This is a genomic window from Metasolibacillus sp. (genome assembly GCF_025291715.1).
GTDB classification, from domain to species: Bacteria; Bacillota; Bacilli; order Bacillales_A; family Planococcaceae; genus Metasolibacillus; species Metasolibacillus louembei.
On the sequence record NZ_JAMBIZ010000032.1, the window covers coordinates 1 to 16,705 of the forward strand.

The 16,705-nt window shown below is 38.7% G+C and carries 15 protein-coding genes, 1 pseudogene and 1 riboswitch; of the genes and pseudogenes, 15 read left to right on the forward strand and 1 reads right to left on the reverse strand.

From position 1 onward, the window contains the following. The 10 genes from M3Z76_RS16075 to M3Z76_RS16120 all read left to right on the forward strand — a co-directional run. On the forward strand, nucleotides 1-553 hold a 553-nt coding region (locus M3Z76_RS16075), incomplete at its 5' end, for an IS3 family transposase (protein WP_295657074.1). Between the two features lie 94 nt (nucleotides 554-647). Next, nucleotides 648-848, reverse strand: a riboswitch (cobalamin riboswitch). A 147-nt stretch (nucleotides 849-995) separates the two neighbouring features. Then, nucleotides 996-2,267, forward strand: coding sequence for a kynureninase (kynU, locus tag M3Z76_RS16080; protein WP_293928797.1), 1,272 nt, complete (start codon nucleotides 996-998; stop codon nucleotides 2,265-2,267). Then, nucleotides 2,267-2,887, forward strand: a complete 621-nt coding sequence (gene kynB, locus M3Z76_RS16085; protein ID WP_293928798.1) for an arylformamidase — start codon at nucleotides 2,267-2,269, stop codon at nucleotides 2,885-2,887. Before kynU ends, kynB begins: the two co-directional genes overlap by 1 nt. Further along, a complete protein-coding gene (gene kynA, locus M3Z76_RS16090) occupies nucleotides 2,887-3,729 on the forward strand; it encodes a tryptophan 2,3-dioxygenase (RefSeq protein ID WP_293928857.1) in 843 nt (280 codons plus the stop codon). The genes kynB and kynA overlap by 1 nt, the downstream gene beginning before the upstream one ends. A gap of 67 nt (nucleotides 3,730-3,796) precedes the next feature. Continuing rightward, nucleotides 3,797-4,306 (forward strand): AAA family ATPase, encoded by a 510-nt coding sequence (locus tag M3Z76_RS16095; RefSeq protein ID WP_293928859.1) that lies wholly within the window; start codon nucleotides 3,797-3,799, stop codon nucleotides 4,304-4,306. Nucleotides 4,307-4,311: 5 nt separating this feature from the next. Continuing rightward, nucleotides 4,312-5,349: a 5-methylcytosine restriction system specificity protein McrC gene (locus M3Z76_RS16100; protein ID WP_293928799.1), complete on the forward strand. Its 1,038-nt coding sequence runs from the start codon at nucleotides 4,312-4,314 to the stop codon at nucleotides 5,347-5,349. A gap of 326 nt (nucleotides 5,350-5,675) precedes the next feature. Beyond that, complete coding sequence (locus M3Z76_RS16105; RefSeq protein WP_293928800.1) at nucleotides 5,676-7,586, forward strand: redoxin domain-containing protein; 1,911 nt, start codon at nucleotides 5,676-5,678, stop codon at nucleotides 7,584-7,586. A 31-nt stretch (nucleotides 7,587-7,617) separates the two neighbouring features. Continuing rightward, complete coding sequence (locus tag M3Z76_RS16110) at nucleotides 7,618-8,838, forward strand: ABC transporter permease (RefSeq protein WP_293928801.1); 1,221 nt, start codon at nucleotides 7,618-7,620, stop codon at nucleotides 8,836-8,838. Beyond that, nucleotides 8,838-9,944: an ABC transporter permease gene (locus M3Z76_RS16115; protein WP_293928803.1), complete on the forward strand. Its 1,107-nt coding sequence runs from the start codon at nucleotides 8,838-8,840 to the stop codon at nucleotides 9,942-9,944. The genes M3Z76_RS16110 and M3Z76_RS16115 overlap by 1 nt, the downstream gene beginning before the upstream one ends. After that, nucleotides 9,937-10,611, forward strand: coding sequence for an ABC transporter ATP-binding protein (locus tag M3Z76_RS16120; protein ID WP_293928805.1), 675 nt, complete (start codon nucleotides 9,937-9,939; stop codon nucleotides 10,609-10,611). Before M3Z76_RS16115 ends, M3Z76_RS16120 begins: the two co-directional genes overlap by 8 nt. Nucleotides 10,612-10,652: 41 nt before the next feature. On the opposite strand, the pseudogene M3Z76_RS16125 reads toward M3Z76_RS16120, so the two are convergent. After that, a pseudogene (locus tag M3Z76_RS16125) lies at nucleotides 10,653-10,913 on the reverse strand (SDR family NAD(P)-dependent oxidoreductase); the annotation flags it as partial. Between the two features lie 122 nt (nucleotides 10,914-11,035). Between M3Z76_RS16125 and M3Z76_RS16130 the strand changes: the two are divergent. The 5 genes from M3Z76_RS16130 (at nucleotide 11,036) to M3Z76_RS16150 (ending at nucleotide 16,705) form a co-directional block, all read left to right on the forward strand. Then, a complete protein-coding gene (locus M3Z76_RS16130; RefSeq protein ID WP_293928807.1) occupies nucleotides 11,036-11,794 on the forward strand; it encodes an NRDE family protein in 759 nt (252 codons plus the stop codon). A gap of 11 nt (nucleotides 11,795-11,805) precedes the next feature. Beyond that, nucleotides 11,806-13,104 carry an AAA family ATPase gene (locus M3Z76_RS16135; RefSeq protein ID WP_293928860.1) on the forward strand — a complete coding sequence of 433 codons (1,299 nt, stop codon included), beginning with the start codon at nucleotides 11,806-11,808 and terminating at the stop codon, nucleotides 13,102-13,104. Then, complete coding sequence (locus tag M3Z76_RS16140; RefSeq protein ID WP_293928808.1) at nucleotides 13,097-13,816, forward strand: hypothetical protein; 720 nt, start codon at nucleotides 13,097-13,099, stop codon at nucleotides 13,814-13,816. Before M3Z76_RS16135 ends, M3Z76_RS16140 begins: the two co-directional genes overlap by 8 nt. A gap of 14 nt (nucleotides 13,817-13,830) precedes the next feature. Continuing rightward, nucleotides 13,831-14,979: a thiolase family protein gene (locus M3Z76_RS16145; RefSeq protein WP_293928810.1), complete on the forward strand. Its 1,149-nt coding sequence runs from the start codon at nucleotides 13,831-13,833 to the stop codon at nucleotides 14,977-14,979. Between the two features lie 193 nt (nucleotides 14,980-15,172). Beyond that, nucleotides 15,173-16,705 carry an SLC13 family permease gene (locus tag M3Z76_RS16150; RefSeq protein ID WP_293928811.1) on the forward strand — a complete coding sequence of 511 codons (1,533 nt, stop codon included), beginning with the start codon at nucleotides 15,173-15,175 and terminating at the stop codon, nucleotides 16,703-16,705.

The following is a 16,705-nucleotide window of genomic DNA, read 5'->3' on the forward strand; positions in this document are numbered from 1 at the left end:
GAAAGCAACGAAAGAACATCGCGTGGTGCCGAATTTATTAAACCGCGAATTCAAACAAGATGTGGCAGGTAAAGTATTACTAACAGACATCAGCTATATTCCATACAACGGAACGATGGCTTATTTATCGACCATAAAAGACGGCTCAACGAATGAAATTTTAGCGTATCATGTATCAGACCGTATTACGCTAGGTATCGCCACAACAACGGTGAAAAAGCTCTTCCGTAATAAACGTGTAAAGCTCCAGCTAGATGCTTTCATCCACTCCGATCAAGGTGTTCATTATACAAGCCCTAAATTCCAAAAGCTTTTAAAGCACTACAAACTTGGTCAATCGATGTCACGTCGAGGTAACTGTTGGGATAATGCCCCACAAGAATTCTTTTTCGGACACTTAAAAGACGAGGTTGATTTCAGCATGGCCAAAACGTTAGACGAGGTACGTGCTAAAATCGATCACTACATGGTCTACTACAATAATTATCGCTATCAATGGAACCTAAAAAAGATGGCTCCTGTACAATACAGAAACCATCTCTTAGCAGCCTAAACCCTTTTTTACATTTGTCCTTGACTAAGGGACCATATTAAACATTGTTAGCCTGTCCGCTTTGCCGTAAGTTCTCCTAGCCTCCGAAGAGAGTTAATACGATAAAATAAAGGCAGGTCTCCTGGCTTGTGTATCCTAAAATCAGCACCTTCCCATCTACTAGAGGCATTTTTCCTCGTTTGACAGTGGTATTACGCTGTAGTCATTTACACTTACAGTTGCGGAAACAGCTTCGGCTTTGCACCGAATTCCCTATTAAGCTCTGTGAAAGAGCACCTTTATTCTGCAATCATTATCCACTTGAGGAAAGTATAGCACAAAGTAAGCAATTAAAAAATAAAGAAAAAGAGATTTCAAGTAGAAACATAGTAAATTCACTAGAGAAGAAATTCTCGAGTATGATAGTATCAAGAGGAAGACTAGTTAAAGGGGTGGCAATCGCATGACAACAAACACTTTAGCATATGCTAAAAATTTAGATAAGACATATGAAATTCCCTCAAAAAGAGAAGCCTTTTACATAAAGGAAGGACGTATTTATTTTGATGGTAATTCATTAGGGCTCATGTCAAAGCGTGCAGAGGAAACATTGCATAGCTTGATTGATTCATGGAAGGAATACGGCATTGATGGCTGGACACAGGGGGAGCATGCTTGGTTTTTCCTTGCTGAAAAGCTTGGTGTACAAATGGCACAAATTGTTGGAGCAAATAACAATGAAGTAATCGTAACAGGGTCTACAACCAGCAATTTGCATCAGCTTGTTGCAACGTTTTATAAACCTGAAGGAAAGAGAACGAAAATTTTAGCGGATGAGCTGAATTTCCCCTCTGATATTTATGCATTGAAATCACAATTAGCATTGAAGGGCTATGATGAATCGCATTTAATTCGCGTTGCTTCACGTGACGGGCAAACGCTTTCAGAGGAAGATATTATTGCAGCGATGACAGAGGAAGTTGCATTAATCGTTTTACCTGGCGTGCTTTATCGTAGTGGGCAAATTTTAAATATGGAAAAATTAACGAAGGCAGCGCATGAGCGTGGTATTATAATTGGCTTTGATTTGTGTCATTCAGTTGGCTCTGTTGTGCATCATTTGCATGCTTGGGATGTTGATTTTGCATTTTGGTGCACGTATAAGCATTTGAATGGGGGACCTGGCAGTACAGGAGCTCTTTTTGTCCATGAAAAGCATTTTGGTACAGCACCAGGCTTAGCCGGTTGGTTTGGCTCAAACAAGGAAAAGCAATTTACGATGAGCCATACATTTGAGCCAGCAGCCGAGGTTGGGGCTTTCCAAATTGGTACGCCAAATGTGTTAAGTATGGCACCACTTTTAGGGGCACTTGAATTATTTAATGAAATGGGCATTGAAAATATTCGCAAACGTTCGCTAGCGTTATCGGATTACATGCTGCAATGTGTGGAGGATATGTTGAGTGAATATGACTTTAAAGTATGTAGTCCAGTGGCACACCAAGAGCGTGGTGGTCATATTTATTTAGAGCACAAGGATGCTGCGCGTATTTGCAAAGCATTAAAGGAACGAGGCATCATTCCAGATTTCCGAGCACCACAAGGCATCCGCTTGGCTGCGGTGGCAATGTATAATACATTTGAGGAAGTGTATACATGCTTTGAGATATTAAAGGATATTATGGAAACGAAAGCATATGAGAAGTTTAGCAATGAAAGAGAGATTGTTGCGTAATGGGATGGATTGATATAACACAGCCGTTAAATCAAAATATTGCGACATGGTCAGGCGATACAAAATTTCGCTATGAAACAGTAGCGACAAAGGAGCAAACAGGCTCGGTTAATGTTGGCATGCTCCAAATGAGCCTTCACTCAGGTACACATATGGATGCGCCATTCCATTTTGATAACGATGGACGCACATTTGAGCAGTTAGATTTAGAGCGCTGTATTGGCAAAGTGGTCGTTGTGGAGTGCTTAGATAATGATTTTATTGAAGTGACCCAAGTAAGAGGAAAGCTGACAGGGGTAAAGGCTGTCTTTTTTAAAACGAAGGCAATCGCCAACGCACATATTTTTCCTGAGGAAGTACCAACATTAACTTTAGAAACGGTAGCCTATTTAAAGGAATGTGGCATTCAATTGATTGGTGTTGATGTGCCATCCGTTGATAAGGTTGCATCAAAGGAGCTACCAATCCATCACGCATTAGCAAAAAGCGATATTTATATAGTAGAAAATTTATTGCTAGAGCACATCAAGGCGGGGCGCTATGACATGATTGTTTTACCGCTGTTAATTGAAGGTGCGGACGGTAGCCCTGTCAGAGCAGTCATCAAGGAGGAACAATGATGTCAAATAATTATAAGCCATTCGAGGATGAGAAAAAAATCGTCACAGATTTTAAAGACCGTATGACATATACGGATTATTTACATTTAAATGAAGTACTAGCTTGCCAACAGCCGTTGACAGAGGAGCATGATGAAATGCTTTTTATTACGGTGCATCATGTGAGTGAGCTGTGGATGAAGCAAATTTTACATGAAGTCAAATCGGCTACGGTAGATATCCACAATGGACGCTTACCTGAGTCATTTAAAAAGCTAGCACGTGTTTCACAGGTGCAAAATCAGTTGAAAAATGTGTGGGATGTGCTGGCAACATTGACGCCTGCGGATTATTTGCAATTTCGTGACTCACTTGGTAATTCATCGGGCTTTCAATCGTATCAAAATCGCTTGCTAGAATTTTATTTTGGCTATAAAACGCCACATATTTTGAAAATTTATGCACATGATGAAAAAATATTAGCGATGCTACAAGAGGCTTATCATGCGCCAAGCTTGTATGATGAAGCAATTCGTACATTAGCGAAGCGTGGCTTTGTGATTGATGAGGAAATATTACAGCGCGATGTGACAGCAAAGTATGAAGCAAATGACAGTGTCAAAGAAGCTTGGAAGGCTGTGTATCGTGAGCCTGAAAAATACTTTGATTTGTATGAGCTAGCAGAGGAGCTTGTCGATATTGAGGATTTATTCCAGCAATGGCGCTTCCGTCATATGAAAACAGTGGAGCGCATTATCGGCTTTAAAATGGGAACAGGTGGCTCTGGTGGTGTTAGCTATTTGAAAAAAGTGTTAGACCAATATTTCTTCCCAGAGCTGTGGCAGCTACGTACAGAGCTGTAATTTTACTTATTAAGAGTGTATCTGAGAAACTTTCAGATGCGCTCTTTTTTAATATGATAGAGGAAATATTAGTAAAATATTTGGTGAGCTATTGATGCTAATAGAGGCTGACAAGCGTGGACCAGAATATGCGATGTCACTGACTTATTCAGAAAAGGGAGAGACTTTTTATATTCCTAAAAATCTTTATATTATTGGTTTAATGAATACAGCGGATCGCTCATTGGCGGTAGTAGATTATGCTTTGAGAAGGCGCTTTGCTTTTATTTCTATGGAGCCAATATTCGATGACAAGTTCATTCATTTTTTAGAGCAAAAAGGCATTGAACAATCATTTGCGCAATTTATAGTTAATGCTATAACACAATTAAATCGAGTAATTGAGCATGACCCTCATTTAGGGAAAGGATTTTTAATTGGGCATAGCTATTTTTCAACAGCTATTCAATCGAAGCAGCCCATTGCTTGGTATAACCAAATCATTCGTTATGAAATTGGCCCAATGCTAGAAGCGTATTGGTATGATGATATGGAACAAGCACATAGAGAAACAGAAAAGCTGATTTTTAAGGAGTAAATACGATGGCAAATAATATTCCTATTCATAACATTTATTATATGCTGAGCTATTGTGCGGGGATATTGCCAGAGGTAGGGGAAACGCAAGTAACAAATATTGATGAAACGGAATTAGTTGAGCTATTTGCAGGAGCATTTGTAAGGCGATTGAATGGCTTTATTAAAAGAGGCTTTTATAAGGAATATGTAGTACAGCAAGAAAGCTCATCAGCAATACGAGGAAAGATTCTATTTAAGGAAAGCGTTGCGACAGCCGCCCTAACAAATGCGAAGCTAGTATGTCAATACGATGTGTTTTCAGAAAATATTGTACATAATCAAATTTTGAAGGCGACGATTCATACGTTAATAAAGCATCCTACATTAAAAAAGCCGCTAAAGCTATCTTTGAAAAAAATGTATCCATATTTTCAGCATGTCACACTTATACAGCTAGAACGCCAACATTTTCATCAAATCCAGCTGCATAAGCAAAATCAAAACTACCATCTTATGCTAGAAATTTGTCGCATTATATATGAGCATTATTTAATCGATGAGGAAAGTGGCAAATTAACATTTGTAGATTTTATGCGAGAAGGTAGGATGCATTATGTGTTTGAGGGCTTTGTGCGCAATTTTTACAGGCTGGAGCAACGACAATATAAAGTGTATCGTGAAACATTAAGCTGGCAGGTTGGAGAGGTTTTAGCAGGTGAGCAAGGGTTAATTCCAAAAATGCAGACTGATATTTGCTTATCTGATTCAACAACGAAAATAATTATTGATACGAAATTTCATAATCAGCCACTTGCTCGTAATTATTATGAGGAGGAAAAAATTAAATCTGAAAACTTGTATCAAATCTACAGCTACTTAAGCAATTCACTACAGTATGACAAAATGGTTGGCATACTGTTATATCCTCAAATTGATAAAGAGGTTCATCAAGTGTTTGAAATGAATAATTATCTAATTAAAGTGGTGACAGTGGATTTAGCACAAAGCTGGCAATATATTAAGGAGCGACTATTAGGAATTATTAATGATGCTGTCGAATGAGGGCGTCGAAAGGGACTATTTTCTCGCTTTTTTATGGCGTTTTTTGCGATATTACAAATAAAAATAGTCTATATGTAACGCTTTCTATTTAACTAATAAAAACTAAAATCCTGTTTTTTGTAAAAAAATAAATTATTCTTATTATTCTAGGTAAACCTTTTGTATACTAGTAGTATTCTGTTAATCGAGGGATTTGTTACATTTTCAATAATCAACATAAAAGTGACATCGTTAGACATTATTCTAATGTTTAAGAAATACATAATGTTTTGTAGCCCTTTCTACTCGGGGATGGAATAAATTATAGTTGGGAAAGGTGAAGAAAGATGGAAAATCAAGAACAACAACAGCCGAATACAGCCTCTAAAAAGAAATGGTTTATCGGCGGTGGTATAGCTGCGCTTGTTTTAGCTGGAGGTATTGGCGCAGCGGCGATATTTATGAAATCCCCGAAAGCCGCTTATTTGGCAGCAGAGGCTGAAACGGCTAGCGAAATGGTGGATTTCTTTGAGGAGAAGTATAAAGAGGAGCTAGCTTGGTCTGAGTTAGCACAAACATCTGTTATTCAAAGTGATTTTAAAATTACTGGGGATATTCAAAGTGAAGGAATGGAAGACCCAATTTTTGATGTTATTAATTCCGCAGCGATTAACTTATCAACTACGACAGATGTGAAAAATAAGCAGTATGCATTTGGCATCGGTGGAGAAATTGCGGATGTGAAAGTCGATAACTTTGAGCTATTTGTTACATCAGAGCAATTTGTATTGAATGCCCCGTTTTTATCTGAAGCGATTGGCGTTTCAATGGAAAAACTAAATGACTTTACGGATGGGGAACTAAGCTGTAGTAAAGATATTTTATCGCAAACAGAGCTTGTAACGAAGGCACAGCAGGAGTATTTAACGAAAAATTTAGGCAAAACAATTTATGAAGAATTACCAGATGAAGCCTTTACAAAAGAGAAAAACAAAATTGTGATGGACTTATCTAAGGCAGATGTCAAAAAAGTAGCAGCTGCACTTGCGAAGAAAATGGAAACTGATCCAGAGCTTGAGCTGATTTTAAAGCAGGCGATGGCAACGCAAGGCATTTGTGATGATGACACAGTGAAAGAGATGAAACAACAAATCGTTGATGCTTTAGGTGAAATTGAGTTTGGTGTTGTCTCAACAATTTGGGTGGAAAAAGGCAAAATCATTGAGCGTGAATTAAAGTTCAAAGAAGCTGAGGATTTCGTCATTACAGGTAAGCAATCATTCGGCAAAGAGCTAACATTTAATTATGAATTGAAGGATGATATCGACACAGTTTCAATCGAAGGTGTTTTCCAACAAGGGAAAAAAGCCTCTGATCGCGTGCAATTTGCAGTTGAAGGTGTAGAGGTTGCCTATGAATCTGAGGAAAGCAAGGAGAAAGATACAAAGAGCTTTGAGCGCAAATTTATTGTAGATGCTGAAGGGCAGCAAATTACGCTAAATTGGGATGGCTCAACACAATATAAAGCAGATAGCGTTACTGGCGAGCATGTTGTATATATTGATATGCCTGAGCTTGGAAAAGCTTCTTTAACAATTGAACATGATGGTAAAAAAATTAAAGCACTTGAGCTACCAGCAAAAATTAAAGATATTAGTAATCTAACAGACGATGAGCTGTCAGAATATATGATAACAGTTGCGGAAGAGGCAATGGCTTGGGCAGAGAATTTTATGGCTGAAACAGGCTTTGATGAATATTTCGCTAACGATGATTACTATTATGATGAAGATTATGATATGAGCTTTGAGGATTATGATTATAATGAAATCATCGGCTATCCAGCGCCTGATTTTGAGCTCGTTGACTTAAATGGCAAGACGCATCGTTTAGCTGATTATGAAGGAAAAGGCGTACTGCTATACTTCTGGGGCACTGGCATTGCGTCAAGTGAAGAGGAGCTACAGGCAATTAATCGTCAATACCAATTATACCGAGAGCAAGATGTTGAAGTATTAGCGATTAATTATGCGGAACCTGATGCTGAAGTACAAAGCTTCATTTCTGATTTAGCGCTAGATTTCCCTGTAGCGATTGATAAGACAATCAGCGTGACAAGCGATTATAATATAGGGGAAGAATTGCCTGCCACTGTTTTAATATCACCGGATGGCTATGTGGATGATGTGATTTATGGTGAAATAACAGAGGATGATATTTATTGGTTTATGGAATTTGTTAAACCATACGAAGAATAAAACAGATTTATTGCATTAGTGAGGGATATGTATGAAAGCATTGAAAAATATACTCTTTTTTACAACGCAAAACGCTCACTATTTAAAGAAGAAGTGGTTCTCACTTCTTCTTCTTTTTATAACGCCCATTTGCATGATTGGCTTATTTTTATTATTAGTGCTACAGTTTATGACACCTGATGAAAAGCAAAGGTCGACACTAGCGATTGTTGACAATGACCGAACAGAGGAGTCAAAAATATTAACACAGTTACTCATTATGGCATTGAAGGGCAATGGTCATATCGATATTACCCGCATGTCTGACATGGAAGCACAGCAGGCGATGGAGCGGCAGCAAATCACAAGCTATGTAACTTTTCCACAAGGCTTAACAAACGATTTATATGCGGGGAGTCCAATTGAATTGCCATTAGTAGGCGATGCCAATAAATCGATTGAAAATGCGATGATTGAAAATTTGCTTAACAGTATGGCTTCCTATATTGAATCCGCACAGGCGAATATTTTAACGGTATATGAGTATGCCGAAAAAACACCAATGAGCACAGAGCGCTACAATCAATTAAAGGAAGATATCTTTATTGACTATGCTATTTACACAGTAGGGAAAAACAATTTTTTAGTAGAAAATACAGTGAACAATACAGCAACAACTATGCCGAGCTATTATTATTCGATGTCTACGTTATTTATTTGTTTGACAATATGGTTAATCGGCTTTTATTTGCTTTTAATGAGAGAGCAGTCGCAAAGCATTCAAAATCGGCTGCGGCTTTTAGGGGTAACGATAACGCAAACGTTTATCGCAAAGTCTGTAATTTGTATTAGTGGCAGTGTTTTGTTTCTTATCGTGCTATATAGTGTCATGAATCGCTGGTTGGCATTAGCACTGTATCCGCTTGATTATTGGCGCCTTTTATTATTCGTTCTTTTCTATAGCATTTGCGTAGTTTGTTTACAAGGAATTGTAGAGCTTCTTAGCACAAATGCAAAAATGCGTATGCTTTGCTATGTAGTAGTAACAATCATCATTATTTTAGTGAGTGGTGCTTTACTGCCAACCATTTATTTTCCACATGCTTTGCAGCAGTTACTTTTGTTTACGTTTCCTTATGAAGCCTTTGCATGGATGATTGATATTACGCTGGAAAATCGTAACTACGCAAATTATATGAGCATGCTCGTTTCGGCAAGCTTAAGCATAGCATTATTCGGGCTACTTGCTTTGTATAAGGAAAGGAGGCTGTGATGAAGAGGGCAATTTATATACGGGCACTGCATTTAAAATATGAATGGAAATCCGCTGTATTTTGGCTGCTATTTCCTTTTGTCGGTACGCTATTTCTTTATCAAATCGCACTTTCTTTTATAGAGGAAAGCAAGGTGCCTATAGCTATTGTTGTGGAAGAACAATCGCTATCAGCACTAGAAATTACTGAGCATTTACAGCAGGTGGATTATTTAAATGTGCAACAGCTTTCCAAAACAGAGGCGCTACGGCTTTTAGAGCAGCATGAGCTAGATAGCGTATTTGTGATTCGGCGTAAATATGAAGAAAATATCAAGCTAGGACGCAAAAAGCTAATTGAAGCCTATGCCTCAAATCGTTCATATGCTTATGAGGCAGCGAAGGAATTGATGAGCTCAGCTGTGATGGCGCAAGCGTTACGTGCAAAAACGGCAAGAGATATTGAAGCGTTGCTACTCGATTATGATATGCAGTATTTATTTGATGAGCAAGTGATTGAAGGGAAGGTACGCACACGTCAAGCTGAGGCTGACTTAATTCAAATTCCATTCTCCCTTTTTAATGTCCAAAAAGAGACTGGAGATAAAGTACCGTATGTGTCAAAATGGGCAATTTGGTCAAGCTTAACGGTGCTCGCTACTTTCTTTTTATTCGATTGGTTAGTAAAGGAGCGCAATGCGTCTATTCGACAGCGCTGGCTACTAAGTGCGCAAACATATAGAAGCTATGCATGGACACAATTTTTTATTTATTATGTCGTGTTTTTATGTGCAGATTTGCTTGCCTTTTTGTTCTTTTCACAAGGGGTGGCCTTTTGGTCGCTTGCTGTTTTATGCATATGCCGCTTTGTGTTGAATGGCTATGCATTTATTGTAGCTTCACTTTGCAAAAATCCACCTACGTATTATATTTTGTCTATTTTAGTGACATTGCTATTAGCGTTAACAAACGGTGGGATTGTACCAATTCGCGACAGCGGTTATGTACATCAGTTGCTAGCTCAGTTGCATCCACTTTATGCATTATTAAAGTTGGAGCTACCAATCGCTGCATTGCTGTTTTGTAGTGTGCTAATCCTTAGCGTAGGGAGGTTGAAAAATGCTTGAAGTGCAGTCTATTTATAAGCGGTATCAGAAAAAAATTGTATTGGAAAATGTTTCATTGACGATTGGACAAGGTGAAATTGTAGGACTTGTTGGAGAAAATGGTGCGGGTAAATCAACATTGCTGCAAATGCTCGCTACATTAATGAAGCCAGATAAAGGTGAAATATATTGGCAAGGTATGGCATATCATCAGCAGCAAAAAGCGATTCGACAAAAAATTGGCTTTGTGCCACAGGATTTAGCGATTTGGGAGCATTTTTCAGTTGAAGATAATATGCGTTATTTTGAACGTTTAAGCTGGAAACGAATTGGCATCTCAGCATGTCAGCAAATTTGTCAGGATATGCAGCTGACACAGTGGAAGGAGCCTGTTTCAAGCCTATCAGGTGGTATGAAGCGCAAATTAAATTTAGCGATTAGCTTAATTCATCAACCAGAGCTACTATTATTGGATGAGCCAACGGTTGGTATTGATATGCGCTCAAAGCAGGAAATAGGACGCTTTTTACAGCAGCTTGCGAGGTCGCAAGGTACAACGATTATTTATACGTCACATGATATGAATGAAATTGAACAATTTACAGACCGTGTTTTGCTCATTGGCAAGGATCGTTATTACGAGGAAGTGCTTACGGCGAAAGGCATTCAAGTAGATTGCTTATCATAAAATAAAAGGTTGTCGGGAAGTATTTATCCCGACAACTTCTTTTATATTGCTGTATAGCCACCATCTACTAATAACGTTGCACCTGTCATAAATTCATTTTCACAAACGAATACACAAGCATGTGCGATTTCCTCTGGCTGACCTAAACGCCCGATTGGGTGGCGTGCCACTAAGCCATCATAAAAATCACCAAGTGCCTCTTTGTTGACCATACCTGATTCTACATAGCCTGGGCAAATTGCATTTGTACGAATATTACGCGAAGAATATTCAGCCGCAAGTGATTTTGTCATAATAATAACTTCATTTTAGTTTATCGATTGCTATCTAACAATTTCTTTCATTATACCACCTATGTGAAAGCGCTACCAATTGCATCTGCCTGCCATGTATTCTATACTTTTTCAAATAAGGGGGAATGGGTATGTGTATTATTGCATTTGCTTATAAAATGCATCCACAACATGACTTGATTGTTATAGCAAATCGAGATGAATTTTATAAGCGACCGACGAAAGAGCTACATCAATGGGATGATGCGTTACATATTTGGGCAGGGCGAGATTTAGAAAAAATGGGCACATGGCTTGCTGTTAGCGATAATGGGCGTTTTGCTGCTGTGACGAATTACCGCGACCCGCGTTTACCATTAGTTGGAGAGAAATCAAGAGGACAAGTGCCTGTCAACTTTATTAATAGCCAGCTTAGTGCTCATCAATTTGCGCAGCAATTACAGCAGGAACGACAGTTGTACGGGGCATTTAATGCCATTTTGTATGATGGTGAGCATTTGGTGCATTACAATACGGTGCTAAATGAGCTAATGATTGTGCCACAAGGCATTCATTGTCTATCAAATGCGACGCTTAATACAGCTTGGCCTAAGGTGGAGCGCTTAAAAGCTAACATGTGTGAAACGATTCAAACAACAACAGAGGAAGAAGCATTATTTGCATTATTAAAGGACACAATAAGGGCAGAGGATCAACATTTACCAGCAACAGGTGTGCCTTTTGAAATGGAGCAAAAGCTTTCACCTATTTTTATTCATTTTGATGGCTATGGCACAAGAGCTTCTACTGTTGTAAAAAGCACAAGCAATGGCTGGGATATTGCAGAACGCAGTTTTACAGATGGGCAGTACAGCAATGACGTGCGTTTTCTAATTGAGAAAGGGAGATAAATTTGGCAAAAATGATCAAGATTCAACGTGTAACAATTCGCCACTTAAAAAATGTCAAGCACGGCTCTTTTCAAACGAATACAACACAAGAGAAAGCAAATGTTGTTGGCTTTTACGGGCAAAATGGCTCAGGGAAAACCGCTGTTGTAGAAGCTTTTCATCTGTTGAAAATATTGCTACAAGCGAAAACGTTACCTGATAACGAGCAAAGACTTATTTATTTTGAGGAAAAAAGCATTGAATTACACATTGAATTTTTTATCATCAACCAATTTGGAGAATACTATGTGAAGTATTTCGTAGAGCTACAAGAAGGAATGAAAACATTAAAAGTTTGTCGTGAAGCTTTATTTTATAAAGAAAATAAGCGTGGTAAACGATATAAGGAGCTTGTAGCTAAAGATGGCAATGACATTTCCATTCGCAATAAAAAAATGCAATCATTTAGCGAAAGTCAGCGTGTGAATATAATGGTAGCTAATTATTTAGCGGAGGAAAATGCAACCTCCTTTATTTTTCGGAAAGAGCTTGTATTGTCTTGCTCTGAGGAAGAAAAGGAGCTATTACAAAATTTAAGAGTTGATTTTAATAACGACTTCCATGTAATTGATACGATTCATTACGGCTTACTTGTTGCAAATCTTGTGATGCCACTTAGCATTCATACGGATGGAATACGAGGAAATATTCCTTATGAATTAAGGGATACAATGCTCTTGCCAAGAGATATGTTTGCAACAATTGAAAAGGTCATTACGCAAACAAATATTGTTTTAACAACGATTATCCCAGGGCTAGTAATTAAAGTTCGAGAAATACATCGAGAGAAAATGCCGAGCGGTGAAGATGGCGTGCGCTTTGAGTTTTTATCAGTAAAAGGTGAAATTGAGCTTCCTTTGCGCAGCGAATCACAAGGTGTATTAAAAATTATTTCCATTTTAAGCACATTGATTGCCGTTTATAATAATCCGAATGCTTGTGTTGTTATTGATGAATTAGATGCTGGGATTTTTGAATATTTACTTGGAGAAATACTAGAAGTTATACATGACAATGGTAAAGGACAATTGTTTTTCACATCGCATAATTTGCGCATTTTAGAGGTGCTCCCTGTGCAAAATTTATGGTTTACGACATTGAATGAGGAGGAGCGCTATTTACAGCTAAAAGGTGTGAGAAAATTAAGCAATGCACGCGATGTCTATTTAAGGGCAATTCAACTTGGTGGACAGGAAGAGGCAATATACAACGAAACGAACCTATATGATATTAAGAAATCGTTTAGGAAAGCAGGTAAAGTAATTGACTAAGGCACAAAAAAAGGTTGTTATTTTGTTAGTCGAAGGTGACACGGATGAATTGTTACTGATTGAGCGTTTAAGGCAATTATTTAAGAATAAGGAAATTCGCTTTGAGCCACAACATGGCGATATTTTTTATCAACGAGATAAAAAGGAGCAGGCAATCAAAGAGGTCATTGGTGAACGCGTAAAAGAAATATTAATGAAGCGAAAATTTAAACCATCCAATATTTTAGCAGTGCTGCATATACTTGATACAGATGGCTGCTTTATCGCACCAGCGCATGTAGCAGTCGACACAGAGCAGTCCAATTTAACACAATATAATGAAGAAAACATAACGGTCAATTCAGAGGAGCAAAAAGGACGAATTGAGGAACGCAATGAAATTCGGTCACGCAACGTGCAAATGATGAGTAGCACGCAAGCTTTGGCACAGTATGCGTACCAAGCATATTATTTTTCCCGCCATTTAGAGCATGTTGTATTTGATGAAATGAATCCTTGTCGAGAGGAGAAAGTAGAAAAGATAGAGAATTTTTTAGAGGAGCTTACTATACCAATTGAGCAATTTTTAGCACAGTATATGCCTGTAGGACAAGATGAGGGGTATGCGACGATGCATCAGGAGAGCTGGGAATTTATAATGGAAAATATCCATTCATTGCAGCGCTACACGAATGTTTCGTTAATGTTTGATTTTTTGGATCAATATTCATAAGGGGGATATTTATTATGGGAGAAGTAGTTATTGTAGCAGCAACACGAACGGCAATTGGCAGACGTAAAGGGGCCTTGAGTCAAATACGCGCAGATGATTTAGCAGCAGTTGTTTTGGAGGAAGTTGTAAAGCGCGCAGGCATTGAGAAAGCTGATGTGGAAGATGTCATTTTAGGCTGCGTGACACAAAGTGCTGAGCAGGCAGGCAATATTGCACGCACCGCCTTATTAATTGCAGGCTTTCCAGTGCATGTACCAGGTGTAACGATTGACCGACAATGCGGCTCAAGTCAGCAGGCGCTTCACTTTGCTGCACAGGCAATTTTAGCAGGGGATATGGACATCGTCATTGCAGGTGGAGTAGAAAGCATGTCACGCATGGCGATGGGTTCAAATTATATGGGTGTTATGCCAAGCGAGCAGCTAACAAAGCAGCACGAAATCATTCATCAAGGCATATCAGCAGAGCGCATTGCTGAAAAGTGGGGACTTAGCGCAAAGCAGCTAAATGAATATGCTGTTAGCAGCCATCAACGCGCATTAAAGGCAATAGCGGAGGGCAAATTTAAAGAAGAGATTGTTGCGCTCAAAGTAAAAAATGCTGCAGGAGAAACAGTTATTTTTGATACGGATGAAGGGCCAAGGCAGGATACGACGATGGAAACCTTAAGTAGCTTAAAGCCAGTGTTTAAAGAAGATGGGATAATTACAGCAGGCAATGCGAGCCAAATGAGCGATGGTGCTTCAGCTGTTTTACTGATGTCACGTGAACGAGCAGAGGCGCTTGGCATCAAGCCGTTAGCTCGTATTGTTACTCGTGCGGTTGTTGGCTCTGACCCAACGCTGATGCTAACAGGTCCAATTGCGGCAACAGAAAAAGTTTTATTAAAGGCAGGGCTTTCTTTAGCAGATATTGATACATATGAGGTCAATGAAGCATTTGCTCCTGTGCCGCTTGCATGGGCAAGAGATACCGGAGCAGATATTGCAAAATTAAACGTAGATGGTGGGGCAATTGCATTAGGACATCCACTTGGTGCAACAGGTACGAAGCTTTTAACAACGATGCTTTATCGTATGCAGCGTGAGCAACAACGTTATGGTTTACTCGCTATTTGTGAAGGTATGGGAATGGCGAATGCAACGATTATTGAACGATTATAGATTACGAGGATTAAGGCTTTGCATTTTAAAAGATAACAAAGGCCATCTAGCAAGTGAACGAATATATCACTTGTTAGATGGTTTTTTATTAAAAAATTGATTGTAAAGTAGAAATTTTCAGATTATAATAAAGGATAAATAAAGGGTATTTACCCTTTAATAACTTTACATCATCCAAAAGGGGGATATATGTATGGAAACATTCGGATTGATTTCGATTATTCCACCAGTCGTTGCGATTGCCTTAGCGTTTATTACGAGGAACGTTATTATTTCCTTATTTTTAGGGGCTTTCACAGGGATTGTTATTTTATTGAACGGTAATATTTTCAAGGCTGTAAAATCAATTGTTGGCGATTATATTTTTGTGCAGTCGACAGATAGCTATAATGCAGCTGTTTTAGCTTTACTTGTGTTTATTGGTGGCTTTGTTGCATTAATGGAGAAGTCAGGCGGTGCAGGGGCATTTGCAGATAAAGTAGCCACATTTATTCGAACAAAGGTAAGTGCACAATTGTCTGCTTGGATTGGCGGAATTATTATTTTCTTCTCAGATTTAGGTACACCACTGATTGTAGGTCCAGTTTTTGAGCCGATTTTTGATAAATTGAAAGCATCACGTGAGAAGCTAGCATGGATTATTGACTCAACATCATCACCTGTAGCGGTAATGATTCCTTTCATCGGTTGGGGTGTTTATATTATGGGCTTAATAAGCAAAGAGTATGAACGTTTAGGTGTCAAGGAATCTGATTGGGATGCCTTTATGAACGCACTCCCATTTTATATTTACCCGATGCTAGCAGTGCTAATTGTACCGGTAATGCTATTAACAAAATCAGAATTTGGGCCAATGAGGAAGGCAGATCGACGCATTGAAAAAACGGGAGAAATTTATTGGCCGCATTCAAAGCCACTGCGTAAAACAGAGGCGATGAATGAATATTTAGAAACGAAAAGCAAAGCGAGCCTAGTATTAGTACCAATCCTTGTGCTGCTTGTTATGTTGTTTGGACAATTAATTCCATTAGGCTTCCCATTCAAGCAAGTGGCAGGTGGGGAATTTAGGGTTGCGTTGAGTATTTCTTATTTAACAGCAGCAATTGTGCTGATGGCACTCATGGTTGCGTATAAAGTAAAAAAAGTGATGGAAACGTTTGATATTTACGTATCCGGTATGCGTCGTATGATGGATATCGTCGTGATTCTTGTATTGGCATGGTCTTTAGGTACAGTATTAGAGCAGCTAGGAACAGCCAATTATTTAGTAAGCGTGATGGATGGAGCGATTCCAGTGATGCTTATCCCAGCGATTATTTTTATTCTTGGTGCCATTATGTCGTTTGCATGTGGAACATCTTGGGGAACATTTGCCATTATGCTACCTTTAGCAATTCCATTAGCGTATCATCTTGATATTTCAGTATATATCGCCATTGGTGCAGTCATTTCAGGTGGTATTTTCGGTGACCATTGCTCGCCGATTTCGGACACGACGATTTTATCATCGACAGGTGCAGGCTGTGACCATGTGGACCACAATAAAACGCAAATTCCCATTGCGCTATTTAATGCATGTATTACATTGATTGCCTTTTTAGTTGCAGGGATGTATGAAAGTGTGTACACAGCAGTATTGGCGATTATTTTAATGATTATCGGTACACTTATTTTAGGGCGAATTGCAAGAAATCGAGAGAAAAAGGAAGAATTAGAGGGGGCATAA

Bases quoted from the DNA above. Each gene is read 5' to 3' on its own strand.
- M3Z76_RS16150 (WP_293928811.1), top strand. From the start codon at position 15,173: ATGGAAACATTCGGATTGATTTCGATTATTCCACCAGTCGTTGCGATT.
- M3Z76_RS16135 (WP_293928860.1), top strand. From the start codon at position 11,806: ATGATCAAGATTCAACGTGTAACAATTCGCCACTTAAAAAATGTCAAG.
- M3Z76_RS16145 (WP_293928810.1), top strand. From the start codon at position 13,831: ATGGGAGAAGTAGTTATTGTAGCAGCAACACGAACGGCAATTGGCAGA.
- kynB (WP_293928798.1), top strand. From the start codon at position 2,267: ATGGGATGGATTGATATAACACAGCCGTTAAATCAAAATATTGCGACA.
- M3Z76_RS16115 (WP_293928803.1), top strand. From the start codon at position 8,838: ATGAAGAGGGCAATTTATATACGGGCACTGCATTTAAAATATGAATGG.
- M3Z76_RS16110 (WP_293928801.1), top strand. From the start codon at position 7,618: ATGAAAGCATTGAAAAATATACTCTTTTTTACAACGCAAAACGCTCAC.
- kynU (WP_293928797.1), top strand. From the start codon at position 996: ATGACAACAAACACTTTAGCATATGCTAAAAATTTAGATAAGACATAT.
- M3Z76_RS16100 (WP_293928799.1), top strand. From the start codon at position 4,312: ATGGCAAATAATATTCCTATTCATAACATTTATTATATGCTGAGCTAT.
- kynA (WP_293928857.1), top strand. From the start codon at position 2,887: ATGTCAAATAATTATAAGCCATTCGAGGATGAGAAAAAAATCGTCACA.
- M3Z76_RS16130 (WP_293928807.1), top strand. From the start codon at position 11,036: ATGTGTATTATTGCATTTGCTTATAAAATGCATCCACAACATGACTTG.
- M3Z76_RS16120 (WP_293928805.1), top strand. From the start codon at position 9,937: ATGCTTGAAGTGCAGTCTATTTATAAGCGGTATCAGAAAAAAATTGTA.
- M3Z76_RS16105 (WP_293928800.1), top strand. From the start codon at position 5,676: ATGGAAAATCAAGAACAACAACAGCCGAATACAGCCTCTAAAAAGAAA.